At 46.2% G+C, this 26165-nt stretch carries 34 protein-coding genes and 1 CRISPR repeat array; of the genes, 14 read left to right on the plus strand and 20 right to left on the minus strand.

Going from position 1 to position 26165, the window contains the following annotated elements; all coding sequences use genetic code 11:
- Nucleotides 1–225: 225 nt before the first annotated feature.
- Nucleotides 226–6756 (plus strand): BspA family leucine-rich repeat surface protein, encoded by a 6531-nt coding sequence (locus GWK75_01320; protein ID QHU91102.1) that lies wholly within the window; start codon nucleotides 226–228, stop codon nucleotides 6754–6756.
- Nucleotides 6757–6816: 60 nt separating this feature from the next.
- On the opposite strand, the gene GWK75_01325 is transcribed toward GWK75_01320, so the two are convergent.
- From GWK75_01325 to GWK75_01370, 10 genes are all read right to left on the minus strand, one after another.
- Nucleotides 6817–7329: an NUDIX domain-containing protein gene (locus GWK75_01325; GenBank protein ID QHU91103.1), complete on the minus strand. Its 513-nt coding sequence runs from the start codon at nucleotides 7327–7329 to the stop codon at nucleotides 6817–6819.
- Nucleotides 7330–8052: 723 nt separating this feature from the next.
- A CRISPR array of direct repeats spans nucleotides 8053–8954; the repeat unit is 36 nt; unit sequence GTTTCAGTACCATTCAATATAACACTACTGTAAAAC.
- Between the two features lie 54 nt (nucleotides 8955–9008).
- Nucleotides 9009–9698 carry a type II-A CRISPR-associated protein Csn2 gene (gene csn2, locus GWK75_01330; GenBank protein ID QHU91104.1) on the minus strand — a complete coding sequence of 230 codons (690 nt, stop codon included), beginning with the start codon at nucleotides 9696–9698 and terminating at the stop codon, nucleotides 9009–9011.
- Nucleotides 9695–10015, minus strand: coding sequence for a CRISPR-associated endonuclease Cas2 (gene cas2 / locus GWK75_01335; protein QHU91105.1), 321 nt, complete (start codon nucleotides 10013–10015; stop codon nucleotides 9695–9697). Before cas2 ends, csn2 begins: the two co-directional genes overlap by 4 nt.
- A 2-nt stretch (nucleotides 10016–10017) precedes the next feature.
- On the minus strand, nucleotides 10018–10542 hold the full coding sequence (cas1, locus tag GWK75_01340) for a type II CRISPR-associated endonuclease Cas1 (protein ID QHU91106.1): 525 nt from the start codon (nucleotides 10540–10542) through the stop codon (nucleotides 10018–10020).
- Nucleotides 10494–10895, minus strand: coding sequence for a CRISPR-associated protein (locus GWK75_01345; GenBank protein ID QHU91107.1), 402 nt, complete (start codon nucleotides 10893–10895; stop codon nucleotides 10494–10496). Before GWK75_01345 ends, cas1 begins: the two co-directional genes overlap by 49 nt.
- A gap of 3 nt (nucleotides 10896–10898) precedes the next feature.
- Nucleotides 10899–11540, minus strand: a complete 642-nt coding sequence (locus tag GWK75_01350; protein QHU91698.1) for a hypothetical protein — start codon at nucleotides 11538–11540, stop codon at nucleotides 10899–10901.
- Nucleotides 11402–14413 (minus strand): type II CRISPR RNA-guided endonuclease Cas9, encoded by a 3012-nt coding sequence (cas9, locus tag GWK75_01355; GenBank protein ID QHU91108.1) that lies wholly within the window; start codon nucleotides 14411–14413, stop codon nucleotides 11402–11404. The genes GWK75_01350 and cas9 overlap by 139 nt, the downstream gene beginning before the upstream one ends.
- Before the next feature lie 5 nt (nucleotides 14414–14418).
- Nucleotides 14419–14919: a hypothetical protein gene (locus GWK75_01360; GenBank protein ID QHU91109.1), complete on the minus strand. Its 501-nt coding sequence runs from the start codon at nucleotides 14917–14919 to the stop codon at nucleotides 14419–14421.
- Nucleotides 14920–15200: 281 nt separating this feature from the next.
- Nucleotides 15201–15530: a hypothetical protein gene (locus tag GWK75_01365; GenBank protein QHU91110.1), complete on the minus strand. Its 330-nt coding sequence runs from the start codon at nucleotides 15528–15530 to the stop codon at nucleotides 15201–15203.
- A 75-nt stretch (nucleotides 15531–15605) separates the two neighbouring features.
- A complete protein-coding gene (locus tag GWK75_01370) occupies nucleotides 15606–16049 on the minus strand; it encodes a TraM recognition domain-containing protein (GenBank protein QHU91111.1) in 444 nt (147 codons plus the stop codon).
- A gap of 27 nt (nucleotides 16050–16076) precedes the next feature.
- On the opposite strand from GWK75_01370, the gene GWK75_01375 reads away from it, so the two are divergent.
- The gene (locus tag GWK75_01375; GenBank protein QHU91112.1) at nucleotides 16077–16322 is read left to right on the plus strand and encodes a hypothetical protein; all 246 of its coding nucleotides are present in this window, start codon (nucleotides 16077–16079) and stop codon (nucleotides 16320–16322) included.
- A 409-nt stretch (nucleotides 16323–16731) separates the two neighbouring features.
- On the opposite strand, the gene GWK75_01380 is transcribed toward GWK75_01375, so the two are convergent.
- The 10 genes from GWK75_01380 to GWK75_01425 form a co-directional block, all read right to left on the minus strand.
- Nucleotides 16732–16881 carry a hypothetical protein gene (locus GWK75_01380; GenBank protein ID QHU91113.1) on the minus strand — a complete coding sequence of 50 codons (150 nt, stop codon included), beginning with the start codon at nucleotides 16879–16881 and terminating at the stop codon, nucleotides 16732–16734.
- 127 nt (nucleotides 16882–17008) lie between these two features.
- Nucleotides 17009–17146 (minus strand): hypothetical protein, encoded by a 138-nt coding sequence (locus GWK75_01385; protein QHU91114.1) that lies wholly within the window; start codon nucleotides 17144–17146, stop codon nucleotides 17009–17011.
- Nucleotides 17131–17334, minus strand: coding sequence for a hypothetical protein (locus GWK75_01390; GenBank protein ID QHU91115.1), 204 nt, complete (start codon nucleotides 17332–17334; stop codon nucleotides 17131–17133). The genes GWK75_01385 and GWK75_01390 overlap by 16 nt, the downstream gene beginning before the upstream one ends.
- A 91-nt stretch (nucleotides 17335–17425) precedes the next feature.
- Nucleotides 17426–17800, minus strand: a complete 375-nt coding sequence (locus GWK75_01395) for a hypothetical protein (protein QHU91116.1) — start codon at nucleotides 17798–17800, stop codon at nucleotides 17426–17428.
- Between the two features lie 575 nt (nucleotides 17801–18375).
- Nucleotides 18376–19161 carry a hypothetical protein gene (locus GWK75_01400; protein ID QHU91117.1) on the minus strand — a complete coding sequence of 262 codons (786 nt, stop codon included), beginning with the start codon at nucleotides 19159–19161 and terminating at the stop codon, nucleotides 18376–18378.
- A 438-nt stretch (nucleotides 19162–19599) separates the two neighbouring features.
- Nucleotides 19600–19839, minus strand: a complete 240-nt coding sequence (locus GWK75_01405) for a hypothetical protein (GenBank protein QHU91118.1) — start codon at nucleotides 19837–19839, stop codon at nucleotides 19600–19602.
- Nucleotides 19799–19951, minus strand: coding sequence for a hypothetical protein (locus tag GWK75_01410; protein QHU91699.1), 153 nt, complete (start codon nucleotides 19949–19951; stop codon nucleotides 19799–19801). The genes GWK75_01405 and GWK75_01410 overlap by 41 nt, the downstream gene beginning before the upstream one ends.
- Nucleotides 19952–20549: 598 nt before the next feature.
- Nucleotides 20550–20768 carry a hypothetical protein gene (locus GWK75_01415; protein ID QHU91700.1) on the minus strand — a complete coding sequence of 73 codons (219 nt, stop codon included), beginning with the start codon at nucleotides 20766–20768 and terminating at the stop codon, nucleotides 20550–20552.
- 275 nt (nucleotides 20769–21043) lie between these two features.
- Complete coding sequence (locus tag GWK75_01420) at nucleotides 21044–21244, minus strand: hypothetical protein (GenBank protein QHU91701.1); 201 nt, start codon at nucleotides 21242–21244, stop codon at nucleotides 21044–21046.
- Entirely contained in the window at nucleotides 21211–21447 is a 237-nt protein-coding gene (locus GWK75_01425; protein ID QHU91119.1) for a hypothetical protein, read from the minus strand. The genes GWK75_01420 and GWK75_01425 overlap by 34 nt, the downstream gene beginning before the upstream one ends.
- 134 nt (nucleotides 21448–21581) lie before the next feature.
- Here GWK75_01425 and mraW point away from each other — a divergent pair, with 134 nt between their 5' ends.
- The 12 genes from mraW to GWK75_01485 all read left to right on the plus strand — a co-directional run bounded on the left by mraW (nucleotide 21582) and on the right by GWK75_01485 (nucleotide 26123).
- Nucleotides 21582–21773 carry a 16S rRNA (cytosine(1402)-N(4))-methyltransferase gene (gene mraW, locus GWK75_01430; GenBank protein QHU91120.1) on the plus strand — a complete coding sequence of 64 codons (192 nt, stop codon included), beginning with the start codon at nucleotides 21582–21584 and terminating at the stop codon, nucleotides 21771–21773.
- A 603-nt stretch (nucleotides 21774–22376) separates the two neighbouring features.
- Complete coding sequence (locus tag GWK75_01435) at nucleotides 22377–22961, plus strand: hypothetical protein (GenBank protein ID QHU91121.1); 585 nt, start codon at nucleotides 22377–22379, stop codon at nucleotides 22959–22961.
- Between the two features lie 65 nt (nucleotides 22962–23026).
- Nucleotides 23027–23176 (plus strand): hypothetical protein, encoded by a 150-nt coding sequence (locus GWK75_01440; GenBank protein QHU91122.1) that lies wholly within the window; start codon nucleotides 23027–23029, stop codon nucleotides 23174–23176.
- Between the two features lie 51 nt (nucleotides 23177–23227).
- Entirely contained in the window at nucleotides 23228–23353 is a 126-nt protein-coding gene (locus GWK75_01445) for a hypothetical protein (GenBank protein QHU91702.1), read from the plus strand.
- Nucleotides 23354–23394: 41 nt separating this feature from the next.
- The gene (locus tag GWK75_01450; protein ID QHU91123.1) at nucleotides 23395–23535 is read left to right on the plus strand and encodes a hypothetical protein; all 141 of its coding nucleotides are present in this window, start codon (nucleotides 23395–23397) and stop codon (nucleotides 23533–23535) included.
- Nucleotides 23536–23646: 111 nt separating this feature from the next.
- Nucleotides 23647–23919 (plus strand): hypothetical protein, encoded by a 273-nt coding sequence (locus tag GWK75_01455; protein QHU91124.1) that lies wholly within the window; start codon nucleotides 23647–23649, stop codon nucleotides 23917–23919.
- A 210-nt stretch (nucleotides 23920–24129) separates the two neighbouring features.
- The gene (locus tag GWK75_01460; GenBank protein ID QHU91125.1) at nucleotides 24130–24453 is read left to right on the plus strand and encodes a hypothetical protein; all 324 of its coding nucleotides are present in this window, start codon (nucleotides 24130–24132) and stop codon (nucleotides 24451–24453) included.
- A gap of 118 nt (nucleotides 24454–24571) precedes the next feature.
- A complete protein-coding gene (locus GWK75_01465) occupies nucleotides 24572–24766 on the plus strand; it encodes a hypothetical protein (protein QHU91126.1) in 195 nt (64 codons plus the stop codon).
- The gene (locus GWK75_01470) at nucleotides 24714–24914 is read left to right on the plus strand and encodes a hypothetical protein (GenBank protein QHU91127.1); all 201 of its coding nucleotides are present in this window, start codon (nucleotides 24714–24716) and stop codon (nucleotides 24912–24914) included. Before GWK75_01465 ends, GWK75_01470 begins: the two co-directional genes overlap by 53 nt.
- 252 nt (nucleotides 24915–25166) lie before the next feature.
- Entirely contained in the window at nucleotides 25167–25340 is a 174-nt protein-coding gene (locus GWK75_01475) for a hypothetical protein (protein ID QHU91128.1), read from the plus strand.
- A gap of 447 nt (nucleotides 25341–25787) precedes the next feature.
- The gene (locus tag GWK75_01480) at nucleotides 25788–25946 is read left to right on the plus strand and encodes a hypothetical protein (protein QHU91129.1); all 159 of its coding nucleotides are present in this window, start codon (nucleotides 25788–25790) and stop codon (nucleotides 25944–25946) included.
- Nucleotides 25947–25979: 33 nt separating this feature from the next.
- Nucleotides 25980–26123 (plus strand): FtsW/RodA/SpoVE family cell cycle protein, encoded by a 144-nt coding sequence (locus GWK75_01485; GenBank protein ID QHU91703.1) that lies wholly within the window; start codon nucleotides 25980–25982, stop codon nucleotides 26121–26123.
- Nucleotides 26124–26165 lie beyond the last annotated feature (42 nt).

A 26165-nucleotide genomic window follows, 5' to 3' on the forward strand; every position in this document is an offset into this window, starting at 1 on the left:
AATAAGAGTATAGTGAAGGTAGATACGCTTTATTTTTCTACCCGTCTGCCTTGCTCTACCCCTTCTATATCTGTCAAAGTGACGAGTGCGCTTCTCTACTGTCGTCTGATGCAACTTTTGAGTGTGGCTTGCCTGTTGTAACCTATCAATGATTAGAGTATAATTAGAGCATTAGCTTTAAATACCTACATATAAAAAGTAATAGAGGTGTCACGCGTGAGGATAATGCAAAAGACGAGGCGACTGTTGCTGGCTAGTGCTATAGCTGCGGTTACTGTTGGCGTCTTGGTTGTTCAGTATTTTGTGGCAAGTCAGTTAGCTAAGGCTGATGCGATTAACTCGACCGACTTTGTGATGACGATCGACACGCGCAAAGGCACGGGAAACACTTTCACGGTTCCAACGATCGGTGGTGGCTATAACTATACATTGGTTTGTGGCAACGGTGTAGTCTTGACGGGACAAACAGGTAACGCCACCTGTTCTTATGCGACTGCCGGTGTGTATAAGGTCCGAATTGCTGGAGCATTTCCTAGGATATATTTTGACTACAGGGGTGACAGGTTTAAGGTCATCTCGATTGACCAGTGGGGTACGAATGAATGGCAAAATATGGAGCACGCGTTTGATGGGGCGGAAAACCTCGATGTAAAGGCTACCGACAAGCCACGCATGGGCCAGGTTGTCAGCCTGGCTTATATGTTTCGAGACGCCAAAAGTCTAAAGGGTGAGGGTGCTGATTGGCAGTGGGACACTAAAAATGTAGAGAGTCTAAACAGCACATTCTCTGGGGCCCGTCAGTTTAACCAAAATATCTCAAGCTGGAATACATCTAAGGTGACAGATATGGACAATACGTTCACTAATGCCTATGAATTTAATCAGCCTATTCAGTCGTGGGACGTCAGCAAAGTCAATACTATGGTGGCGGTGTTGGCATATGCAAAAAAGTTTAATCAACCTATCGGTGAATGGAATACTACCCAACTTACGGACGCCCTTTTGGCGCTAGCTGGCGCCGAGAGGTTTGACCAGTCGTTGGCGCACTGGGATGTCCGTCGTCTGACAGATGCAGATAGATTACTCGATGGCGTTAAGATATCAACGCCAAACTACGATGCGACGCTGACTTCTTGGCAGGCACAGGCTGTCAGAGGTAATGTCAAGCTTGGCGGCGGTAACAGTAATTACTGTGTGGCAGAGGCTAAGCGCAATGATTTGATTGCTACAAAATCATGGATAATTACGGATGCAGGTAAAGATTGTACAGCGTATACCGTTACGGCAGTGGACTATACTGGCGTTACAGATGTAGATGAGAATACCACCACTGGCACAGTATTGGGTAGGTTAAATAGTACCGATGCCGTTAATTCGCCACAAAGTGATTTTACATATACCCTTGACTGTACTGGCGCGCAGAATAATCTCGTGGCAATTGATGGCAATACAATTAAGCTTGCGCAGTCACCGGATTATGAGCAGAATGCTACTTTGGAAATTTGTGTTCGTGCTACCAATAAGGCTGGGAAAACGTTCGATAAGCACCTAACTATCTCGGTCAATAATCTTTATTCAGTTTCATATAATGCCAATGGTGCTGACGCTGGTGCTCCGCCGGCTTCGACTGGAGAGACGTTGCACTCTGGCGATAGTGTATCCGTAGAGGCGAATATCAATGGCCTAGCCAAAACCGGCCACAGCTTCACCGGCTGGAACACTGCCCCTAACGGTGCAGGTACACCATACGCCCCAGGCGCCAACTTCCACCTCACTGGTGACATTACCCTTTATGCCCAATGGCAAGTAAACAACTACACCCTCCACTTCGACAGCAAGGGTGGCTCTAACGTACCAGACCAAACTGTTGCCTTTGGTGCAAAAGCCACCACCCCTACCGCTCCAACCAAAACTGGCCACACCTTTGCCGGTTGGTACAAGGAGGCTGGTCTAGTTAACGCCTGGAACTTCGCCACCGACACTATGCCAGCGAGCGACACCACCCTCTACGCCAAGTGGACAATTAACCAGTACAAGATACATTACGATGCCAACACTGGCACCGGTGGCGCAACCCCAGACACTGTCTCTAACTACGACACCACCGTCCAGATTGCCAACAACGGCTTCACCAAAACCGGCCACAGCTTCACCGGCTGGAACACTGCCCCTAACGGTGCAGGTACACCATACGCCCCAGGCGCCAACTTCCACCTCACTGGTGACATTACCCTTTATGCCCAATGGCAAGTAAACAACTACACCCTCCACTTCGACAGCAAGGGTGGCTCTAACGTACCAGACCAAACTGTTGCCTTTGGTGCAAAAGCCACCACCCCTACCGCTCCAACCAAAACTGGCCACACCTTTGCCGGTTGGTACAAGGAGGCTGGTCTAGTTAACGCCTGGAACTTCGCCACCGACACTATGCCAGCGAGCGACACCACCCTCTACGCCAAGTGGACAATTAACCAGTACAAGATACATTACGATGCCAACACTGGCACCGGTGGCGCAACCCCAGACACTGTCTCTAACTACGACACCACCGTCCAGATTGCCAACAACGGCTTCACCAAAACCGGCCACAGCTTCACCGGCTGGAACACTGCCCCTAACGGTGCAGGTACACCATACGCCCCAGGCGCCAACTTCCACCTCACTGGTGACATTACCCTTTATGCCCAATGGCAAGTAAACAACTACACCCTCCACTTCGACAGCAAGGGTGGCTCTAACGTACCAGACCAAACTGTTGCCTTTGGTGCAAAAGCCACCACCCCTACCGCTCCAACCAAAACTGGCCACACCTTTGCCGGTTGGTACAAGGAGGCTGGTCTAGTTAACGCCTGGAACTTCGCCACCGACACTATGCCAGCGAGCGACACCACCCTCTACGCCAAGTGGACAATTAACCAGTACAAGATACATTACGATGCCAACACTGGCACCGGTGGCGCAACCCCAGACACTGTCTCTAACTACGACACCACCGTCCAGATTGCCAACAACGGCTTCACCAAAACCGGCCACAGCTTCACCGGCTGGAACACTGCCCCTAACGGTGCAGGTACACCATACGCCCCAGGCGCCAACTTCCACCTCACTGGTGACATTACCCTTTATGCCCAATGGCAAGTAAACAACTACACCCTCCACTTCGACAGCAAGGGTGGCTCTAACGTACCAGACCAAACTGTTGCCTTTGGTGCAAAAGCCACCACCCCTACCGCTCCAACCAAAACTGGCCACACCTTTGCCGGTTGGTACAAGGAGGCTGGTCTAGTTAACGCCTGGAACTTCGCCACCGACACTATGCCAGCGAGCGACACCACCCTCTACGCCAAGTGGACAATTAACCAGTACAAGATACATTACGATGCCAACACTGGCACCGGTGGCGCAACCCCAGACACTGTCTCTAACTACGACACCACCGTCCAGATTGCCAACAACGGCTTCACCAAAACCGGCCACAGCTTCACCGGCTGGAACACTGCCCCTAACGGTGCAGGTACACCATACGCCCCAGGCGCCAACTTCCACCTCACTGGTGACATTACCCTTTATGCCCAATGGCAAGTAAACAACTACACCCTCCACTTCGACAGCAAGGGTGGCTCTAACGTACCAGACCAAACTGTTGCCTTTGGTGCAAAAGCCACCACCCCTACCGCTCCAACCAAAACTGGCCACACCTTTGCCGGTTGGTACAAGGAGGCTGGTCTAGTTAACGCCTGGAACTTCGCCACCGACACTATGCCAGCGAGCGACACCACCCTCTACGCCAAGTGGACAATTAACCAGTACAAGATACATTACGATGCCAACACTGGCACCGGTGGCGCAACCCCAGACACTGTCTCTAACTACGACACCACCGTCCAGATTGCCAACAACGGCTTCACCAAAACCGGCCACAGCTTCACCGGCTGGAACACTGCCCCTAACGGTGCAGGTACACCATACGCCCCAGGCGCCAACTTCCACCTCACTGGTGACATTACCCTTTATGCCCAATGGCAAGTAAACAACTACACCCTCCACTTCGACAGCAAGGGTGGCTCTAACGTACCAGACCAAACTGTTGCCTTTGGTGCAAAAGCCACCACCCCTACCGCTCCAACCAAAACTGGCCACACCTTTGCCGGTTGGTACAAGGAGGCTGGTCTAGTTAACGCCTGGAACTTCGCCACCGACACTATGCCAGCGAGCGACACCACCCTCTACGCCAAGTGGACAATTAACCAGTACAAGATACATTACGATGCCAACACTGGCACCGGTGGCGCAACCCCAGACACTGTCTCTAACTACGACACCACCGTCCAGATTGCCAACAACGGCTTCACCAAAACCGGCCACAGCTTCACCGGCTGGAACACTGCCCCTAACGGTGCAGGTACACCATACGCCCCAGGCGCCAACTTCCACCTCACTGGTGACATTACCCTTTATGCCCAATGGCAAGTAAACAACTACACCCTCCACTTCGACAGCAAGGGTGGCTCTAACGTACCAGACCAAACTGTTGCCTTTGGTGCAAAAGCCACCACCCCTACCGCTCCAACCAAAACTGGCCACACCTTTGCCGGTTGGTACAAGGAGGCTGGTCTAGTTAACGCCTGGAACTTCGCCACCGACACTATGCCAGCGAGCGACACCACCCTCTACGCCAAGTGGACAATTAACCAGTACAAGATACATTACGATGCCAACACTGGCACCGGTGGCGCAACCCCAGACACTGTCTCTAACTACGACACCACCGTCCAGATTGCCAACAACGGCTTCACCAAAACCGGCCACAGCTTCACCGGCTGGAACACTGCCCCTAACGGTGCAGGTACACCATACGCCCCAGGCGCCAACTTCCACCTCACTGGTGACATTACCCTTTATGCCCAATGGCAAGTAAACAACTACACCCTCCACTTCGACAGCAAGGGTGGCTCTAACGTACCAGACCAAACTGTTGCCTTTGGTGCAAAAGCCACCACCCCTACCGCTCCAACCAAAACTGGCCACACCTTTGCCGGTTGGTACAAGGAGGCTGGTCTAGTTAACGCCTGGAACTTCGCCACCGACACTATGCCAGCGAGCGACACCACCCTCTACGCCAAGTGGACAATTAACCAGTACAAGATACATTACGATGCCAACACTGGCACCGGTGGCGCAACCCCAGACACTGTCTCTAACTACGACACCACCGTCCAGATTGCCAACAACGGCTTCACCAAAACCGGCCACAGCTTCACCGGCTGGAACACTGCCCCTAACGGTGCAGGTACACCATACGCCCCAGGCGCCAACTTCCACCTCACTGGTGACATTACCCTTTATGCCCAATGGCAAGATACTCAGCCGCCGGTCGCTCCTGCTGCTGCCCCTGATATGACAGCCACATCAGACACTGGCGATAGTGATTCAGATAATATTACTAATAAAAATAAACCGGTCTTTAAGTTGGTTTGTACTGAGGTGGGTAGTACACTTACACTGTATGTTGATGGTGCCGCTAATGGGACTGTAAATTGCGCAAATGTCGGCCCGGTAGACATGGTACCGACTGCGCCGCTGACCGAGGGCAATCATTCTGTTACGTTCAAAGAATCGGACGCAGCAGGTAACGAGTCGCCGAGCTCGCCCGCTTTGGCTGTTACGATAGATACAACCGCTCCAGCTGCCCCGACAGTAACAATGGACCCAGTAACAGCTGATAATACTATCAATTCTGTCGAGGCGGCTGCACAGCAGTTCATCCGCGGCTCGGTAACCGGCGCTCATCCCGGTGATAAAGCCAGATTGACTATTAACGGTGTGATATATGAGGCCACGATTGATGCTACTGGCAGATTCTCTGTGACAGTCCCAGGTACTGAGCTCGTGTCGGATCCCGACCGTACGATTGACGTTGTTGTGACGGCATCTGATGTCGCTGGCAACACAACTAGTATCAACTCGTCGAAGACCTATAATGTTGATGCTAATGTCGTAGTACCACCGGCGAGGGCTACTCTCAAGGCATCTTCTGATACCGGCAGTAGCGATTCAGACAATATCACTAAAAATACGAGGCCAGTAGTAACGTTGCAGTGCATATCTGCTACTGATAAACTACACCTTATAGTTGATGGTGTTGAGGTGCAAGTTGTTAATTGTACATCGGCGGGGCCAATAGAGGTTACTTTGCCTAACGCTCTATCTGACGGTAGTCACACTGTGACCTATAGTCGGGAAACCTCGGCAGGCAACGTATCGGCGCCATCAATGCCGCTGACATTAACTATAGATACGACTGCGCCAACTGGTGCGCTCACTACGCAACAAGCGACGGTCGCTTCACCGGCTCTGAGCGGTACGGTAAATGACCCGACCGCGACGGTGGTTGTGACGATTAACGGCGTTGACTACCCTGCCGTAGTCGCAGGTGGCATATGGACACTGCCGTCAAATTCTATTGCCGCGCTTGGTGATGGAGCGTATACGGTCAAGATGAAGTTTACAGATATTGCTGGTAATGTGTCGGTTACTCAAGGAGTATTGACAATTTCCCTTCCTTCGTCGCCTTTAACTCCGCAGCTACCGCAACCTGGCGGCGTAGGTGTTGCGACTCCAGAACAGAATAAGAAAAAGAGCCACTCATCTCTGGCTGGCACCGGTGACAACCTCTACTTAATCATTGGTGTGGTGTGCCTCACGATTGCGGCCGGCTCTATCGGTCTATATCGTTTGCGACGACGCGTGAGATAGCGTTAGGTTAATGAACGGCTGTAGTGTTTTGGTTAATACAGGGTAGTTCTATAGTGCTTGCTATTTAGTTGTTTTTATGTAGTGCTCTAAAATTTGAGCATCCCTAAGGACCATAAACTTAGTCCTATACACCGAATCATAGCTCGCGGCTCCTTCTGCCTTTTCTTTGTAAGTGAGTCTGTTCCTGTATGGTTGGCCTGTTACTTTTGCTTCGTATACAAATGAAACTTGTTGGAAGTTTTCCTGTGACTTATATTCGATGGTTATGCCCAGCTCATTAGTTATGATGACAGAGTAACCCAGCTCTTCTCTACATTCACGCCTAAATGCTTCTCGTGGATCCTCCCCATTGTCAATACCGCCACCAGGAAGCTTATATTCATTTTTAGCTTTTTTGTGGATGACGGCTATCTCGCCGTTATCATTCAATACAATTCCTCTAGACCCGAGTCGAGTTATGGGCCGTTCATTGTGATGTATAGGAGGTATATTGAAATTCTCATCGCTGATATGTGCGATTTCTTTTAGGTGTTTTGGTATCTCTATGTTTGGGTTTGAGTGTGAGTGTGTCATATTTCTCCTGATTCGATGCTCAGATTTTTATTCATCAGCCAAAGGCTACGCAACTGGTTTTACAAGTTTAGGGGGACGTTGATTTAAGTTATGTATTTGCAGTCTATCACTCTTAGGCGGTATTCACAATGTAATTCGGTGGCCGCCTCGCTACTCTTTGTTTTTTTGCACTGGTCGATATCTGAGCGTTTAGAATGTCGCGGTGATGGACCTGTCGTCAGTATATTCTTTAACGATTACATACTTGTATCGTGGTGTTTGTTAGATCCTACAGCGGTAATCTTCAGGAGGCGCGCCGGAAAAGCCTGACTTCGTTGACCTGTAGGTGTCCTCGGAATTGATATTTAACGTGTTGTTTGCTAGACTACATATAGTCGTAGCGTCTGTAAAGTTGTCAGCGAGCTGCCTATCGACAACTCCAACTCCGTTGTTTGACGCTAAACCGGTGATTCGTCTACTAGCTAGGGGCGAATCACTGGAAACCAAGTTACGCTTGATATGTTTTGTGATACATTTATAGACGAGCTCCTGATGGATTACTAACAGGACTTGTGCCTGTAGCAGATTCTAGATCGCTACCCGCCGGGGTAACGCCCCGCAAGTCGTCGTCCATCAGGGGCGTACCAAGCTTTGCTTGGGCTTTTTAATACCTACCCCTCTTGAGCCAATTATATTTACCGCCAATTTCATTAGTGGTAAACGTTTGCTCGCTTCGCTTTCTAAAAAGGTGTGTTTTGTAATATAACATTAGATATTGGACATAATTTGTAGACGGTGTTGACGGTAGCGAAGTTTACGTTTCAGTACCATTCAATATAACACTACTGTAAAACCTTCTTGACCCTACTCATACTCGTAAATACGTTTCAGTACCATTCAATATAACACTACTGTAAAACATTCTTGACCAGACAATCATCTCTGGCGCGGTTTCAGTACCATTCAATATAACACTACTGTAAAACATGTCGGTAAATCTTGATAAGATAGCCAAAGTTTCAGTACCATTCAATATAACACTACTGTAAAACCGCCACCAGAAAATGTCACGGCGACTATGGGTTTCAGTACCATTCAATATAACACTACTGTAAAACCCTTTGTGCGGTGGCTCCAGCAAATTACGGGTTTCAGTACCATTCAATATAACACTACTGTAAAACGCAATTGTGCAAATCGTCTCAAACTCAGCTGTTTCAGTACCATTCAATATAACACTACTGTAAAACTCAACTCGCTTATGTTGTGCGTTGTTTTCAGTTTCAGTACCATTCAATATAACACTACTGTAAAACGTTCGAGCGGTATGTTTCCCATGCAGATATGTTTCAGTACCATTCAATATAACACTACTGTAAAACATGTTGAATAAAGCAACGACAAGACAGAAAGTTTCAGTACCATTCAATATAACACTACTGTAAAACAGCACAAGGCTTGAAGTGGACCGAGCAACGGTTTCAGTACCATTCAATATAACACTACTGTAAAACGTAATGCTGCCAGTGCTTCCTTGCTGGCTGGTTTCAGTACCATTCAATATAACACTACTGTAAAACAGGTTTGCCACATTGTTGTCCTTGTCGTAGGTTTCAGTACCATTCAATATAACACTACTGTAAAACCTCAATTGTAAGGTTTTACAGGGGTGAACATGATAGCGCTTACTCCTGTTGTTATTATGAATTGGTACTAAAATCATACAAATCGTCATCAATAACGAGAATGTTCTCCTCGTTTAACTTATCTTTACAGTTTTTCTCAATAAAAAGTACTGAAAAATGATTGTTTTGTACATATTGTAAAAGAGCCTGTAGCTCGCAGTGTGACAATAATTGGCGCTGGTTTATCAAAATCACTAAACGTTTTGATAATAATTGCTGAGCTGAATCTATAATACCATAAAGCTTGTCAAGATAGTTATTCTTCTCGTTGGCTTCTAGTCCTACGTGAGCCATCTTCATGATGTCATTGATAGATATATCTGTTTGATAGTTTATACTTTGTGAGAAATTAGTATTTATAGCGCTAAGAACATCCAAAATGTCTGCTTCTATTTGTGCCAGTTTGGCTATGTCGATGTCGCTATTGTCTTGGATGTTTTTATATAGGGCCGCTGTGATAGTTCGATTGGCTAGATCGTAGGAATATATATCTGTGATAACCAGGGTGTCTTTTGCGAAGTTCAACGGATTGTGATCACTGTTGTAAATAACAGTGCGGTTGTTATCTTCCCTTTTAGTGTATATATCAAGCATATCTTCAACGACTCTTCTGAAGAATAGGTTATTATGTACAATCAGGGTCGCAATGCCGCCGTCATCTGGTATTGATAGCGTATTATCGAATCCTGAAATGCTAATATTCATAAAACCACTGTCCTGTCGGTGCTTTGAATTGATAGCTCCTCATACTCCCCTGCCAAATATTCCATTGAGGCGAATTGCCGCTCGGTTATTGTCAGTAGCTGGATAACACCGTTGTCGGGTATGATTTTCTTTAGCCTGTCGTAGGTTGATTTTTCATTGGTGGAGTTGAGCACTAGCTTGCTGTAGACGGATTGTTGCATCATGACGAAGCCTTCTTGGGTAAGTTGTTTGCGGAATGTCGCGTATATTTTGCGCTCGCGAGCGCTAACCATTGGTAAGTCAAAAAATAATATCATTCTCATATATCGTAACTTCATACTTATATTAGTTCGTATTCGGGCAGATCTTTGTTGCTGCCCTCTTCCATTGCTCTAAAAAATAACTTTACATAAATGTTGATCGCGTTTGACAGGAATTGTTCTTTACCAAGAATAATGACTTTGTGGTTGAGAATATCAATGAGGCGACTCTTGAAGAAGTCATCAAACGCGAAACTTCGACACTTATACACTTCACGGTCAACGATAGGGCGGAATGGCTCCATGAGATCGCAGGTGAGGTTAAAAGGATTGTATTCATTGCAGTGGTTAACGCCCATAGTAGTTGAATAGCCGGCTGAAGTAATTTCCCTATTGAAAGCTGAAAGGAGAATTGAATAACCATAGTTAAGCGCTGCGTTTATGTCGCTGGAGCTATCACGCGAAAACTGCGGACCAAATAATTCTTTGAAGTAGAATTTGGCAGCATGAGCTTCGCGATTGGTAGTATCTCCAGATAATACTGATGCGGCAAAATTCATAAGCGTTTCGCAGGAGGTTTGGTTGGAGGTTTCTCTATAGACCACCTGAGCTTGCTTGATGATTTTTGAGCAACGATTCTCTGCCAGATTTTATCTTTGGCAGTCTGAGGCCATTGGATTTGACGGTGCATTTGCTTGCTGGCATTATGCGCGCCGTAATACGGTATTATCTCGCTGTATGGATTGCGCTGGTGATCACAGAATATTATTTTCACCTTGTAGCGAGCCAGCTCACAAAGCAGATAGGCAGTGATGTTGACGGCGGTATTTTCGATAATTAAAGTGCCTATTTCGCTGATGTGGAGAGCTTTTTCTTTACCGTCGCTGATGATAAGCATGTAGTCATTTTTATAGCTCAGTTTGCAACGATTCTTGACGATGACAGTTCGCCAAGACATGCCTTATAGATCCCGTCCTAACGACTTTCCGTCTAATTTTCGGCGATGTAATCCAGTGATAGATTCGTAAACAAAGGTAAGTTTGGTTGGGTCAAGAGATTTGCCCGCCATACGGCCAAAGGAGTTTGGTAGACCTAGCTCTGGAAATACAGGTTTATTCTCGCTGCCTTTCATATCTACCCTATCGGAACCAGCATGCGTAGCTCTTAACACCAGGCCAATGACCTTGATTCTATCATCTAGTGATAGTTCGCTGTATTCAGCTAATGCGCTCTGGGCATTAGGGCCAGCATTTCCGAATTGCTGGTATTGATTAGCGAGCTTCTCGGCATAAATTCCCCAAAACTTCTCTACTCCGTCAATAACTTTGTCTCTTCTCTCGATCTGCTTATTGCGCTTGTTCTGTAGCTCGTCGTCGCTGGTGGCTTGCTCTTCTGTGATAGTGATTCGCGGAATTCCCTGCTTGAGGGCGACTGCTACGGCGTATTCAATATTATAAGGCAACTTCAGCTGTTTGGCATTGGTAACTTCGCTGCTGCCGACAATAAACTGTTCGTTGCCTTCATGCTCAATTTTTTGATTGATTGGTATTTTAGAAATAAGAACTTTTGCTTGTTTATAGTTGTTGCGGATATATTCGTTGATTGAACCCGGTTTAGTTTTTCTAGTGTATAAATTTGAGTTGGCACGCTGATAATCTCGTTTACAAAAACATCCTTGTTACGCACCTGTTTAAGATATCTTATGGCCATAAAATAGGCTGCTTTTCTCCCTGAATAGCCACCGTATTTATCGACTGGCAGGTTCGCTTTTCTGGTGATCATGGTGGCGCCAGAATTTTTACCGTAAATAGTCTGGTCGTAGAATTGATTGTCTCCAATTTCAGTTTTCTTTGTAATCAGGCAGTCATTGTATTTCATCGTTCGGTCTATGATATCGTGTGTGATTTTACTCTGCCAGATAATTTCACCAGTTTCTGTATTGGCAAGATCGTAGCTCATTGACGCGAGGATAAAGCTGCTGCGATCCATGTTGGTCTGTTTTTTAGATTTGAACTTCATGTATTCACCGTAGACGAAAGCCTTATCTAGCTTTGGATAACGAATCTTTATATATTGCGCTAGTACTGCGGCTAGATAGGCGTCTTTGGCATGGTGTAAATCGTTGACCTCGCGACATTTTGGCAAGTCATGAATGCGACGGTATTCTGAGCTCATGCCAGCACGAATGGTAAATACTTCGGTAGCTGAGTCATGATATTTTTCGGTCAGTATTCTGGCTAGGTGCTTGGTAATTTGCCGTGTCTCAACGAGTTGGCGATTAACGAAGCCGGCGACGCGGTCTTCAGACAGTTGCTTTTGGCTCGTTAGGCGTTGAAACTTAAGCTGCGACATGAGTTTGGCGTTTTTCAGAGATGTCCAAATCGGGCGCATATGGTTTTGGATATCGGGCGCGATAGGATAATCATCAAGTTTCCGCTGGTTCTCTTTGCGTAGCACCAATACAGTATTGTCTAGCGAATCGTCTTTGGTTAGTGACCGCGGCAAGATGTGGTCAATCTCACTATCTCTGAGATCGTTTTCGATGTCGAGCGGGTTGCCTGTATAAGCGCACTTGCCGTTCTGGAGGAAATACAGATAATACTTTTTCTTGTCGAGCTTGTCTTTGTATTCAGCCAATTGCGATTTTATATCAGATTTGGTATATATCTTGCCGTAAAGATCCTTATACATTTTTTCCAGTTGGCCGTATCGGCTTTTGGTTCTAACTTTCTCGTCTTCATTGCGAGCCATCTCAATGCTAATCAATTTTGGCTCGTAGCCAATTGTATCGACAATCTCGTCAATAATCCTAACGCTGCGCCACAAAGCACGTTTAATGCCGGGAGAGCCAGCAAGATTCTTGATATCGTCGTAGGTTATATCGGCACGCTGGTTTACTGACAAGATATCGTCAATGATTTTCTTGAATTCATATTGGTCGCTCTGGATAATCTGCATAAAATTGTCCGAACAACGGCGCATTGTTTCTATGACGGTCAGCTCGCCGTAAGGCGTGTGCGCAGTAATGCCGTCAAGGAGTTTGCGAGATAGCCGTCCCCAGCCACTATAATTTAGCTTTAAAATAGTACGTAGTTGATTTTCATTAAATATGCCGCTATGCTTTTGTAGCTTCTTAGCTAGAATCTTTTTATCTTCAAAGAGAGCAATCCATTTAATAACCTCTTCGATTGCCTGTTGGTTTTTTAGTGTAATTGCGACGCCAACTTTTTGCGTGAAGTCGATATATGATTTCCGCGACGAAGCAAATGATTTCTCTTTGGCCGTTCCGGAAATAATGAGAGAGTCAGTGTTGTATATTTGATTATCATAGAGATATTTGATGAGCTTTTTGTAAGTAACTGAAAGCTCTTTGGTAAATAATTCATCAACTATGCGGTTTTGGATGTCAGGGCTTAATCTCTCGCCATTAACAGTCACATTCTTCAGCTCGTTTCGAACTTCATATTCTTGATAAAGCAGCGAATTTTTAGGGAGGACTTCTTCGTCTGGTAGATATGTACAATTATTATGCATTCGGTCGATGAATCTCTCGGCAGAAGCTTCATCGTCTATTATTTCATCGAAATTCCACGGATAGATCACGCCATCTTTCTTTTTGACTGACCATGCAAAATTACCACCAGTTTTGAGTGGTCCGATATAGTACGGTAATTTGAAAGTAAAAATGCTGATAATCTTATCACGGTTCTGGGCTAGGAGCGGATAGTACTGCGCTTGGTTGTCGATGATTCTTTCAAGCTCATATTGGTGGATCTGATGTGGAATGGCGCCGTTATCTCGGATGCGTTGCCTAGAGAGAAATTCCTCTAGCTCAGCCCGCTTCTCAAATCGCTGGTAGTGCGGGTCATCCTTGGCAACTTCGCCGAGCTGTTTTTTGATAGATTTGTATAAATCATCGAGATTTCGCTTGTGGTTGTTATATAGCTCAAATTCAGCAGCGTCGCCGTGAAAAAATGATTTATAGCTTTCTTTAGGCAAGAACTCATGGAATAGTGATTTGAGATCAGATAAATCTTGGCGGTAATCATCGTATTTCTCGACCATAATGTCAGATAGACAGCTATCTTTTCTGATGAATTGACTAAAAATTGTCCATTGATAGACTGATTCTAAAGTCTCTACGAGCCCATAGCGATCGTCGCCGATTGCGGTTGCAATTTCATCGCGCTGCTCTTCGTAATTTTTATTCGAGAACTCCCCTTTTGCTTCGAGAGAATCGTCCTCAAATAGTTTATTAGCATTCCACTTTAAGCCGATAACTGCACCGACGGCTTCGCTGATGGTCTTCTTGTTGTCGGGAGAGGGTTGTAGTAGCTCAATAATAGCTGATTTTCTGGTACTACGCGATAGAGAGCGGTCAAGTAAAATAGCTTTGACTTTTTTGGCCACCGATTCGTCAGCGCTAATGAAATCCATGAATGTTTGTAGATTTTGGCTGTCGAACGATGAAATCACGTTATCTACTCTGCCCTCGACCAAAAGTTGCCACGGTACTTGATAATGTGATGAAGAGCTAGGTAGACTAATCGAATATCTTGCTTTTTAGAGTTGTGAAATAGATCGCTACGCAAATGATAAATTGTTGGATATTTTTCTCTATATGATTTGTCGGTAAATGAGCGGTCGGCGAATAGAATGTTGGCGTCTAATTCTAGCGTAGAACTTTTGTCGCCAACATGGAGCATTGATTCGGATAAGCGGAGGTAGAAATGCGGATCGACTTTTTGCATCTCATTGTCAAATATTCGTTGGAGGAGTGTAATACGCCGTTTTCGCCTAGCAAGTCGTCGGCGCGATGAGCGAAATGACCGCCGAGTGGCTGCTTTTTGAGCCTCATCAAACAAATGTGCACCCCACATATTTTGGTGCTTGTACCTGTGTAGTCTAAAATCCTCATTGATAACTGCCCAGCCAACGCTATTTGTGCCAATATCTAATCCAATAGAATACGGTTGTTTCATCGTAAATCCCCTCTAATTATTTTTAAGTATATCGCTTATTTTTAGGGTTTACAACGCTGTTTTAGTTGGCTATAATTCTTAGTGTACCGTTTCGGTATCTCAATATAACACTACAGGTTAAAATAAAGCATTAGCTAAAATGTTTCTATAAAGATTCGGGCGGTAGGCCCGTTTTTTTTAAAACTCCTAGAGTCTTCTATTTGCAGTAAAAACAACAGACTCTTTTAGCTGAATCTACTTTTGATTGTATGTTATTCTCCTGTAATGTTAGCTGCAGTATACTATCTAACGCTCAATATAGTAGGATCATTCTCTGGTTTGCTAGAGGATGGTTTGCTATCATTTACGCTTGATTCGCGTATGATGCGAGGTCGGTTTGGCTCTTGTTGAGTATCGCTACTGCCCGATGGCTTACGCTTGCGGGTTCGTGTACGTTTTTTCTTTGGTTTTTCGGTTACGCTATTGGAATTATTGATCGGTGCGTCAGGCTGGTCGCTAGTTTTTGGCTCTGTACTTGGTTGCTTCTTTTGGTCTCTTGCTTCTTTTAAGGCGACGTTGACTTCATCGGGTGTGATGTTGCTGATGGGCCATGTTTTGCCCTGAGCGAGCATCGCTGCTTCCTTTGCACGACGCTCAGCCTCACGTTGCTCTGGTGATTTTGGCGGTGTGTAGGCGGGCCAGGACGCTTAACAACGAGATTTCTGGAGGTAGGATGCGTTTTGAAATATCCTCCTCGATCTCTTGACGGTTGCGGGCGTAGTTTTCTCGCGTATGTTGGATAATCCTACCAGTGTTATCGTCTTGGGCGGGTGGTAGGTTGAGGTTTTTGCGCTAAATGCTGGAGCTTTTTCGCCGTTGATTACCATATTTATGATGAAATTACGGTTGTGCATCTGCAAGAGGTCGTTTGGCTCGAACTGTGGTTCAAATTGTTTGGCTAGAATTGGGCTGTCGTCGGCTGAGACACGAAAGCTGATCATCGTACCGACGTTACCAAAGACGGCGTCGCGCACAGAATCTTGCATTTGTGAAATGTATTGGTTGGCGACGGTGAGATTGAGTCCATATTTGCGTGCCTCAGATAGAATCGTAGCGAAAGAATCGGTCGCGAAGTTTTGAAACTCGTCCACGTACAGATAAATGGTCGACGGTCTTTGATGTCTGGTATATCCGAACGGCTCATGGCGGCGAGCTGGATCTTGGTGACCAGGAACGACCCTAGGATTCCAGCATTATCCTCACCGATTAGACCCTTGCTGAGGTTGACGACGAGAATCTTGCCCTCGTCCATAATTTGGCGGATATTGAACGTTGATTTTGGCTGGCCGATGATGTTGCGGATAACTGGATTAGCAGTGAAAGCGCCAACCTTGTTTAGTACTGGGGCAATCGCTTCAGCCTGAACTTATCATCCAGCTGGCAAATCAACATTCCAAAATTGCAAACGACAGTATCTGTACAGTAACTGAGGGTTTCTTTGCGAACTTCTTGTCGGTCAACATGCGAGTAATGTCGAGCATGGTAGTCTCGGTCGGTCGAGTAAGGCTAGTATCGTGTATCGCAAAATATACTCGAGACGTGGACCCCATGAATCACCGAACATGCGCTTCAACACGCCAATCACTTCAGAGCTAATATTGGTTTTTTGCGACGGTTGGTGACTTCTAGAGGATTAAATCCAAGTGGATACTGCGTATCGGCAGGGTTAAAATAAACGACATCCTTTAGGCGTGAGCCAGGCACGAATCGCATATTGTTTATCGCAAAGTCGCCGTGAGGTCGATAATCGCGTAGCCCTGACCGTGAAATATATCAGATAGCGCAAATAACTCTAGAAGCCTGATTTACCTGCTCCTGTTGTCCGATGATATAGACGTGGCGTGAACGGTCATAGCGTAACATGCCGAACTGATGGTTGATGCCACGGAAGTTAGTCATGCCAAAGCGGAAATATTTCATCATGAGCTGGGTCGCCAGTTAGAATCGGAAGTTTGGCTGCGGCTCGGCGGTTTTTGTGCTTGCCAGACGATATTTGGTGTTTCAACGTTGGTGTGCGGTAGGTGGAATACCGAAGCGACTTCCTCGATATTCATGAGATACCCTCTATCGGCAAACAGGCGGTCTTGTATTTGGCGAGAGATTCTTTGGCGAAGCTGTCATGGGATTGTTTGAAACCGTTGAGGTTTGTCGAGTTAAATTGCTTGAACGTACCTACGATACCTTGCATACGAAGTTTGGCATCGGAGGTATTTCTCCGAGGTATGCGAGACGGATTTTACCTGGTAGCCCAGCTTTGTCGCTTTTTTTCGGCCTCAGCGATACGGGTTTGTCGCGTTCAGAAATTTCCGCTGCACTACCAGTCCCCTGCTCTGGTGGTGCCCATAGTAATTCAAACAGTCCAGTGACCCATTTCATGCCACCATCACCAAATAGATTAAAGCCACCACTTTTGACGGCTTTATCCAGGCGTCAGAGGCCTTGTGCCAATCGTCTCTTACAGGTCGAATTAACATCTGAATCCAATTTCTTCTTCGGTGTCCTCTAGCTTGGCGAGCGTGCCATGATACCAGCCAGCGGTCGACCTCAAAACTCTGAAATGTTTTGATGGGCAAGAACTCTTGTCGGTCAGAACGATTTCTGAAGTGTAGACGACGCTGTGATGACGTTCGTGCCACATAATCTTCATCTGTGGCGTGAATTGACCTGAGGGTATTGAGCTAGATCTGTCCTTCGACAAAGTTTGAAGCGATTTTGGTGTCCAGACATAAAACTGAATACGTCCACCGACTGAAGCGATTTCAAAACTGAGATGTTCTTGGTATCCGCCGTTAGCTTTTAGTTCTTTGGCGTCGCGCAAGATGCCGTGTAGTGACGCAAACATCTGCTCAGCAGCGAGCTCGGATTTGTCGTTGGTTTTGGAATCTCTAGCATCAATAAGACGCTGTCGACATTTCTGACTACGTCAACGCGCTGATAGTTTCGCCACGTCATGTAGCTAAAGTCGCTACAATTGGCAGCCAACGTACCACTGGAGAATTAATTGATGAAGTCGACGATAATTGACATAATTTATTCTATTACATTTATCATACCTCTGTAAAAAAAGCAAGAGTAAGCATGATTGTTTTGGATAACTAAAGCCCGCCTGCTTAGTGCGCGGGCTTAAAATCATTAGTTAGTCCGGGAGCTAGTTTGTTTCCAGCTCGGCGAGAGTGTACGTCGCTTTGGCGACACGCTTAAACTCTGGTTTACTCTGGAGATTGAGTAAAATTGTCGTTTCTTTGACCTGACGGCTCTTTAGTACACGCTTGACGATTTCATCGCAATGTAGTGGCTCGCCAGCTTTTTTGAGAACCTTTTGATGAATCAGAAACAGTTCCCTTGCTGTAGCCCCAGCTGTCTAGGGCGTAAATGCCACGACCAATCAGCACGAAGCGCTTATCTTTAATCAGCTCGTTATGAATAGCCTGAGTAGTGACGCTTTGCGCTTGAAGTCCTATCTTTGATAAATTTAGCAATCTCAGAAAAGTGCATTGGCTTGCCATTGTCAGCGAGGATGACGTAGATTTTGTCGCGAATATTCTTTGGATTAACGGTCGGCCATTTGACGAGACCCCAGACGTCTTTGAGGCTGGCTAAGCCCTTTGAGAGGCTGGCAAGCGCGCGAACCTGGCTAGGGCTTTCGTAATTGAGCATGCCGTGAAGCGTTTCAATATCAACTGGTTCGCCATGTTTTTTGATAGTTTTGACGATCTCGTCGACTGAGCCACGGATTTTTTTCTCGTCACCATTTTCGGCGATGCCGACACCTTGGTAGTAGTTGTCATTTTCGTTGATAACGACTAGTTTCGGAGATAGCTCACCAACAAATGCGATACGTGCTTTTGTCTCGATGGTAGGCATATTCCCTACCATGCGCGTAGCTACGTCCTGCACACGGCCAACACGACCATTCTCAGATAGATCACGAACAATGAGGCGTTCGATTTCGTGTACGGCTGGAATTTTACCCTCGTCTGCGGCGATTTTCAGACGAATCAAGATGGCTTTTTCGAGCTGGCGAACACGCTCGCGAGTGATACTGAGTAGTTCACCGATTTGCTCTAGCGTTTCGCGTCGCTCAAATAGGCCAAAACGGCGTGTAATAATTTCACGCTCACGCTCCTGATCGATAGCTTTTAGTATCTCTTGCACGGCACTCTTTAGGGTTGCTGCAGTATCGCTTTTTGCAGTATCGCTCATCGGTAGAACTCTCCGCTCCCTTTGCCTCACCTAAGGGAAAATTATATAAAAATTAATATTCAGTCTGGTTACATTATGATACATTTTTTGGAAATGTCAACCCCCAAACTTTGCTACATTTATTGTACCACAATATCGACGCTTATGGTAAATACTTTTTTGAGACTTTTTTTGCTATAGAACCATGGTCAAGCTAGCCATACTTCACCGAGCTGTCAACTTTAACACCTTGAAACCAGAAAAAATTCCACAAATAATGTCGAAAATATTACACCATAAAATCAATGAATTACCTATATTCCACAGGCAATTCATTGATTTAGCATAGACTGTTGGTCATCTTGATGCTTGAGATCGGACGTCTGCGTTAGGCTTAATGCTGCCAAACATAGCCTCATAATCGAGTCTTTCGGGTTGTGCGGTGAGAAGACTTTGGTTTTAGGCTTTTTTGCTACCTCGACGAGGTGCACGACGTGTTTTGCCACGAGCGGATTTGGCCGGGGCTTCGTCTAGTAGCTTCTTGGCCTCCGTCTCAGTGAGTGTAGTGGGGTCGATATCTTTTGGTATTTTGGCGTTCTTTTTGCCGTCGGTGACATATGGGCCAAATCGCCCTCTTAGAACCTTGATTTCACCAAAATCAGCAATTTTTTTCGGCTTCGGCTTTGAGTTTTTCGGCATAGAGCGTCTTGGCTGTGTCTAGATCGATGTCGTGCGGGTCGTGGTCTTTTATAGATATAAATAGCTTGCCTACCTGGATATATGGGCCAAATCGCCCGATATTCGCCTTGATGTCTTGACCATCGTCGGCTTGCCCGACAAGTCTAGCTTAACGCCTCGAGAGCTTGTTCGAGTGTAACAGTTTCGATCTTTGCTCCGCGTGGCATTGGGGCAAACTGTGGTTTTTCAGAGTCGTCGGATGCACCCAGCTGGGAGGGCCGAAACGGCCAAATCGCGCCAGGATAGTTTTTCCAGTCTTTGGGTCGACGCCAATCTCCCGGCTATTGCCGACAGTTGATCGGTCAATCGAGCCAGAGCCTTCGATAAGCTCATGAAACGGCTCATAAAAATCTCTTAGCATAGTGTTGCGCGCTAGCCTGTTCGTAGCGATATCATCAAAATGTGCCTCAACCTTTGAGGTGAAATCATAGTCAACGATTTGATCAAAATGATTCGACAAAAAGTCACTAATCAGCTCTCCAGATGGCGTCGGGACGAGCTTACCACGATTAGAGCCGGTCTTTTCTTGGATAACCTCTCGATCGACCTCTCCGTCAATTAGCTGGAGCACGATAATGTCTCTAGGTGTCCCCTCGGACTCGCCACGTTCTGCATAGCCTCGGGCCTGTACGGTGTTGATGATGGTCGCATAGGTTGACGGCGCCCGATACCTAGCTCTTCGAGTTTTTGACCAGCGACCCTTCGGTGTAGCGTGCTGGCGGGCGTGAAAATACCTGTCGTGCTTCAACACTATATTGCTGAAGTGTATCGCCGGATGAAACTGCTGGTAATAGTGTGTCGTCTTTGCTGCCATAGACTCGCAAAAAGCCGTCAAACACGACAACTTGTCCCTTTGCCTCAAAAACGAGTTTTTTGTTTTTTCGCTTGATTGCTCGGTCTTACTGATGGTGATCGTAACTGTCGTATTCTCAAGCTTGGCTGGCGCCATCTGGCTTGCTAAGGTTCGGCGACGGATCAGGTCATAGAGTTTTTGGTCGTATTCATTACCGCTGACAGATTCACGGTTATGTCGGTTGGGCGAATTGCCTCATGGGCCTCTTGGCGCTTGCTGATTTGGTCTTGAACTTACGTACATGACTATACTCGATACCGTAGAGGCATTTGACTAGATCGGCTGTCGAGGCAATCGCCTGGCTAGATAGTGTTACGCTGTCGGTACGCATGTAGGTGATGCGCCCTCTTGGTAGAGTTTCTGAGCGCTTGTCATCGTAGCCTTGCTACTCATGCCAAGCTTGGAGTTTGCCTCTTGTTGCAAAGTACTGGTAGTGAAAGGCGATGGGTTGCGGGTTGATGGACTCTTGGTGATATCGCTCACGGTATATGTCGCACCGACGAGTCCCTCCAGGAACTCAGTTGCTTCTTTTCGGTGTCAAATCGTTGTTTTAGCTCGGCGTTGAACTCTTGTCCGTCGTGAATAAATATAGCGGTAACCTTGAATTGCGCGCTAGAGTTAAAAGCCTCGATCTCACGCTCTCGTTCCACCAGTAGTCGCACCGCTGGACTCTGGACTCGTCCAGCCGATTTTCCGCCTGGGACTTTTCGCCACACAACAGGACTAAGCTCAAATCCAACACACGGTCTAGGATTTGTCTGGCCTGCTGGGCTTCAACAAGTTTCATGTCGACAGTGCGCGGATGTTTGATAGCTTCTTCGATCGCTGACTCCGCCAGGTTGAGGAAGTCATGCCGCTACTACCGAAGCTCCTAAAAAAGGGCGGTCGGGTTGGTGTCATTAGCTTCCACAGCCTGGAGGATCGGATCGTTAAGCGATATTTTGCTGAGCAAGCCAAGAGCGGTTATGAAGCTGAGCTTGATATTGTGACCAAGCATCCGATTAGTGGGGCCACTCAGGATGTTCAATCCGCGATCACGTAGTGCTAAGCTTCGTGTCGCTGTGAAAAAATAAACAAAAGAAAGGGGAAAAGGACATGCCAGTTCGCATCCCAGTACAAAACGCCTCAGAAGAAGTCAAAGTTGAAGTTCGCTTCAAATAAGACTATCTTTCTAAAGCGCTTTTAAAAAAAATGAGGCGTCGGGGCCGCAGTAGCGCGGCTCCCGGCGGGCTCTATAATCATGTAAATACAAAAAATAAAAAACAAAAATAAGCCCACCACAAATGTCATACGCAAGAACCACACAATTTAATAGCAGGCGCCAAACCAACTGGTCTCGAAATCAGAATACAGTTGCTTTCGCCTCTGCTGTCAAGCTTGGTCCAATCACTCACACCGTATTGGTCGCTCTGATGCTCACTATTCTCGGACTGATTTACCTCACGCAGGCGACCCGCGTATCGGCTATGACTATGCGGCAAATGAAGTGTCCAACAAGATATCAAATCTGACAGAACAAAAGAACGACCTCGAAGTTGAAAATGCTCGACTAACTGCGCTACAATCAGTGAAGAACTCTAGTGTGGCTAAGAACATGGCGACCCCGACAGATACTCGTTCTGTCAGTGAATAACGTTTCCTCTCCATGAAATTACATTTTTTTAGATTAAGTCGAGCGCAATATATTGCCATCATCACCGTTCTGCTGATGGCGCTTTTTGTGGTAAGGCTTTTTCATATCCAAGTAATTCAGCACGCTTTATATGTTGAACAGGCTGACAGTGAGCATATCAAGCAGTTTACACTTCATGCAAAGCGAGGCGAGATATATACGATGGATAGCGGAGTTCCGCATAAGTTGGTGATGAACGAGACAGTTTATACGGTGTGGGCTGACCCAACGATGATAGTTGATAAGCAGGCAGTGGTGACGGCAATCAATAAAATTGCCGAGGAAACGCTCGGAATGACTTTGCAAAATACCTTGACGTTAAGAAATCGCGCTACCAGGTGCTTGCAACGAAAGTTTCACGCAAGCAGGCGCAATGTTAAAAAAGGAGAATCTACCTGGTATTGGTTTGATGCGGTTAGCCAAAGAGTCTATCCAGGAGGACAGCTAGCTAGTCAGGTGCTGGGTTTTGTGGATGCAGAGGGAAAGGCAAATATGGATTTGAGCAGGCGAATGATGCAACGCTGCGTGGGTAGACGGCATGCTCAAGACTGTGACTGACGTTCGTTCGGTGCCTTTGACGGTTTCTGACAAAATATTAAAAAGCCAGCCGTTGACGTAAGAACATGGTGCTGACGATTGACCGAAATGTACAGGCAAGGGTAGAGCAGGCCCTTGCCGATGGGCTTGCTCGAAGCGGTGCAAAAAAAGCTAGTGCAATTGTCATGGATCCTCAAACGGGTAGATATTGGCGATGGCAATCTGCCAACTTATGACCCAGGTAAGCTAAACGAGATAAAGGATGAGGATCAGTAAGTAATGACGTTATCACTCATCCATATGAAGTTGGTTCAGATGTAAAGACGTTTACGATGGCAATGGGCATTGATAAGGGGGTAATTACCCCAGGAACGACATACAACAATATGACTCGATCCGTGTTGAGGATATAACGATCAAAAATGCTAGCCTTGGTCATACTGGTGATATTACAATGCAAAAGGCGCTTAATCTATCGTTAAACACCGGGGTCGTAACGGTAGCGCAACTACTCGGCGACGGCTCTAGGATTACACGAGGTGCTCGTAATACGATCTATGATTATTTTTATAATCGTTTCGTCTCGGTCAGGTAACGGGGGTGGAGCTCGCAAACGAGTCGGCTGGAGTCGTCATATCACCTGATCACGTACAGGGTAACGCGGTCCGCTACAGTAATATGGGTTTGGCCAGGAATGGATGTAACTATGTTGCAAGTCGCCAGTGGCTTTAGTGCTATTGTCAATGGCGGTATCTATCACATGCCAACGGTTATTGCGGGGTCAATTGATCAAGATGGCCAATTCAAAGAGGCGCCATTGAAACGACAATTCCCAGGAGTTATATCGGCGTCATCATCTGCGACAATCCGCGAGATGGTCCACCAGGCGCATTATGCAACATACAATCCGAAAGAGACGGTCGGAGCGATATCTCGTCGGAGGCAAAACTGGAACATCTCAGACCATAATCAACGGTAAATATGTTGATAATCAGACGGTCGGAACGTATCTTGGTTATGGCGGTGAGAAAGGAGCGACTCCGTCTTATGTAGCTATGGTAGAGATATCTGCTCCTGGTAAAAACATGGGTGTGAGCCGACGCAAAGCCAATTTTCAATGAAATATCAAACTGGATGTTAGGCTACCTAAGGCTGACACCAAAAGAGTAAAAAGAGGTATAATACGGTTATGGAACTTCCACCCCACGCAGCGATTCACCATCTAACGACTGACCTTAATGCGACATTTATCTTGAGTATTGGTGCTTTTCTTTTGTCAATGGTGTTGACGCCAGTTTATACATATTTTGCTTACCGTTATAAGTTTTGGAAAAAACAGCGAAGTACTAGTACGCTGGGCGAAAAACTGCAGATATTTACTAAACTTCATCAGAATAAATTTACTCGTAATATCCCGACGATGGCGGGTATTATTGGTGTTATTGCTATATCTGTCTTACGCTTGGTTTTAAACTGGATCGAGCCCAGACGCAATTGCCGTTGGCTGCGCTGATCGGTGGCGCGGCTGTCGGGCTTCTTGACGACATAATCAATATCCGTGGCAGGGTAAGGGTGTTGCTGGCCTTCGTTCTAGTCTAAAATTTTGATGATTATTCTGATGTCACTTGTTCTTGGCTGGTTCTTTATGCAAAGCTTGGATATACGTCGATTCATGTACGTTTGTGGGTGATTGGCAGGTTGGAGTGTGGATAATTGCTATTTTTGTACTAGTCGTTGTGTCGACTGGAAATGCGGTAAATATAAGCGACGGACTTGACGGGCTTGCCGGAGGCTCCTGGCAGTTTCATTTTCGGTATTTGGTATGATCGCCCTTTTGCAAGGACATCTAAGATCGCCGGTTTTTGTTTCACGGTAGTTGGCGCGCTGTTGAGCTATCTTTGGTTTAATATTTATCCTGCGAGGTTCTTTATGGGTGACGTCGGTAGCTTTGCATTTGGACGAGCCTTGGTGTAGTCGCATGTTGACGAACAGCTCTTTCTGCTACCGATCATTGGCATGATTTTTGTGATTGAGGCGGGGTCAAGCTTGATCCAAATTACCGCAAAACGATTTTTTGGGAGAAAGATATTTATCTCAGCGCCGATACATCATCACCTTGAGGCAAAGGTTGGCCGGAAACAAAAGTAACTATGCGGTTTTGGGTGATTGCTTGTGTTGCTGGGTTTATTGGGTTGCTACTAGCACTTACTGGGGGCACATCTAGCTGTGAGTGTTGCGCGTCGACGAGATGGGCATTCAACTTTTTTGCAGGGCTCTACTGATGTCGCTAATCAGCGTAGGCATCGACCTGATTATAGAATAGTTTTGTTTATGGGTATTCTCATGCTACTTGGCTTGGTCGTTATGTATGCGATCGGGCCAGAGCGAGCTAATCTTTGAATCGAATTTATAACACAAATACCTATACTGAGAATTTTTTGTGATCAAAACAAGTGGTTAGCCTAGCAATAGCGCTTCTGGCATTTATTTTCATGTCAACTGTACCATTTACGAAACTCCGCAAATATGGCTTTCAGCTAGTATGCGTTGGTCTTGCGCTGTCATTTCTGTTGTTTTGCTTGTAATGTTGCGCACATCGTGCCGTCAACGCTCGGGGCATATCGGTGGTTCAGGTGGGTAGCCTAAGCTTTCAGCCGGCAGAAGTTTTGAAGCTGTCGTTATGATTTATACGGCGGCATTTTTAGGTAAGCGATATTCTGAGGGCAAGATAGACGATAAGTCGGCAACTTTGTATCCTATTTTGGGTCTATCTGGTTTGGCATTATTTATCGTAGTTGTTATCCAAAAGACATGGGTACGGGGCTGCAATTTTTCGATGCTTGCACGATGTTTATCGTTAGTACGATGAACTGGAAAATATTATTGAAAATTGCAGTTGTATGTGTAGTGCTCGGCATAATTGCGCTTGTTACGTCACCACACCGTATGGAGAGATTGACGACTTTTATAGGTGGTGATAGCGCCTCCGATGACTGCTGCCAATGAGTCAGATAACAATTATCATATCAAAAATGCAAGATTGCCCTCGGTACGGGCGGGTTGTTTGGTCGAGGGATCGGAAAGAGTATCCAAGCTACGGGATACCTACCAGAAGCGATTAATGACTCGATTTTTGCTATCATGGGGAAATCTTTGGGTTTATTGGTACAACGATTATCATAGGCTTGTTTAGCGCATTGTTGCTTCGCTTGCTCAAATATCTGA

The organism is Candidatus Saccharibacteria bacterium oral taxon 955 (genome assembly GCA_010202265.1).
Taxonomy (GTDB): domain Bacteria; phylum Patescibacteriota; class Saccharimonadia; order Saccharimonadales; family Saccharimonadaceae; genus Saccharimonas.

Bases quoted from the DNA above. Each gene is read 5' to 3' on its own strand.
- GWK75_01345 (QHU91107.1), bottom strand. From the start codon at position 10,895: ATGTCTTGGCGAACTGTCATCGTCAAGAATCGTTGCAAACTGAGCTAT.
- cas2 (QHU91105.1), bottom strand. From the start codon at position 10,015: ATGAAGTTACGATATATGAGAATGATATTATTTTTTGACTTACCAATG.
- mraW (QHU91120.1), top strand. From the start codon at position 21,582: ATGCCGCTACTACCGAAGCTCCTAAAAAAGGGCGGTCGGGTTGGTGTC.
- csn2 (QHU91104.1), bottom strand. From the start codon at position 9,698: ATGAATATTAGCATTTCAGGATTCGATAATACGCTATCAATACCAGAT.
- GWK75_01360 (QHU91109.1), bottom strand. From the start codon at position 14,919: ATGAAACAACCGTATTCTATTGGATTAGATATTGGCACAAATAGCGTT.
- GWK75_01440 (QHU91122.1), top strand. From the start codon at position 23,027: ATGGTGCTGACGATTGACCGAAATGTACAGGCAAGGGTAGAGCAGGCC.
- GWK75_01375 (QHU91112.1), top strand. From the start codon at position 16,077: ATGTCTGGTATATCCGAACGGCTCATGGCGGCGAGCTGGATCTTGGTG.
- GWK75_01365 (QHU91110.1), bottom strand. From the start codon at position 15,530: ATGCTCGCTCAGGGCAAAACATGGCCCATCAGCAACATCACACCCGAT.
- GWK75_01385 (QHU91114.1), bottom strand. From the start codon at position 17,146: ATGCAAGGTATCGTAGGTACGTTCAAGCAATTTAACTCGACAAACCTC.
- GWK75_01380 (QHU91113.1), bottom strand. From the start codon at position 16,881: ATGATGAAATATTTCCGCTTTGGCATGACTAACTTCCGTGGCATCAAC.
- GWK75_01405 (QHU91118.1), bottom strand. From the start codon at position 19,839: ATGCCGAAAAACTCAAAGCCGAAGCCGAAAAAAATTGCTGATTTTGGT.
- GWK75_01460 (QHU91125.1), top strand. From the start codon at position 24,130: ATGGAACTTCCACCCCACGCAGCGATTCACCATCTAACGACTGACCTT.
- GWK75_01395 (QHU91116.1), bottom strand. From the start codon at position 17,800: ATGTTTGCGTCACTACACGGCATCTTGCGCGACGCCAAAGAACTAAAA.
- GWK75_01480 (QHU91129.1), top strand. From the start codon at position 25,788: ATGTTTATCGTTAGTACGATGAACTGGAAAATATTATTGAAAATTGCA.
- GWK75_01400 (QHU91117.1), bottom strand. From the start codon at position 19,161: ATGAGCGATACTGCAAAAAGCGATACTGCAGCAACCCTAAAGAGTGCC.
- GWK75_01325 (QHU91103.1), bottom strand. From the start codon at position 7,329: ATGACACACTCACACTCAAACCCAAACATAGAGATACCAAAACACCTA.
- GWK75_01390 (QHU91115.1), bottom strand. From the start codon at position 17,334: ATGAAATGGGTCACTGGACTGTTTGAATTACTATGGGCACCACCAGAG.
- GWK75_01450 (QHU91123.1), top strand. From the start codon at position 23,395: ATGCAAAAGGCGCTTAATCTATCGTTAAACACCGGGGTCGTAACGGTA.
- GWK75_01320 (QHU91102.1), top strand. From the start codon at position 226: ATGCAAAAGACGAGGCGACTGTTGCTGGCTAGTGCTATAGCTGCGGTT.
- GWK75_01435 (QHU91121.1), top strand. From the start codon at position 22,377: ATGAAATTACATTTTTTTAGATTAAGTCGAGCGCAATATATTGCCATC.
- GWK75_01455 (QHU91124.1), top strand. From the start codon at position 23,647: ATGTTGCAAGTCGCCAGTGGCTTTAGTGCTATTGTCAATGGCGGTATC.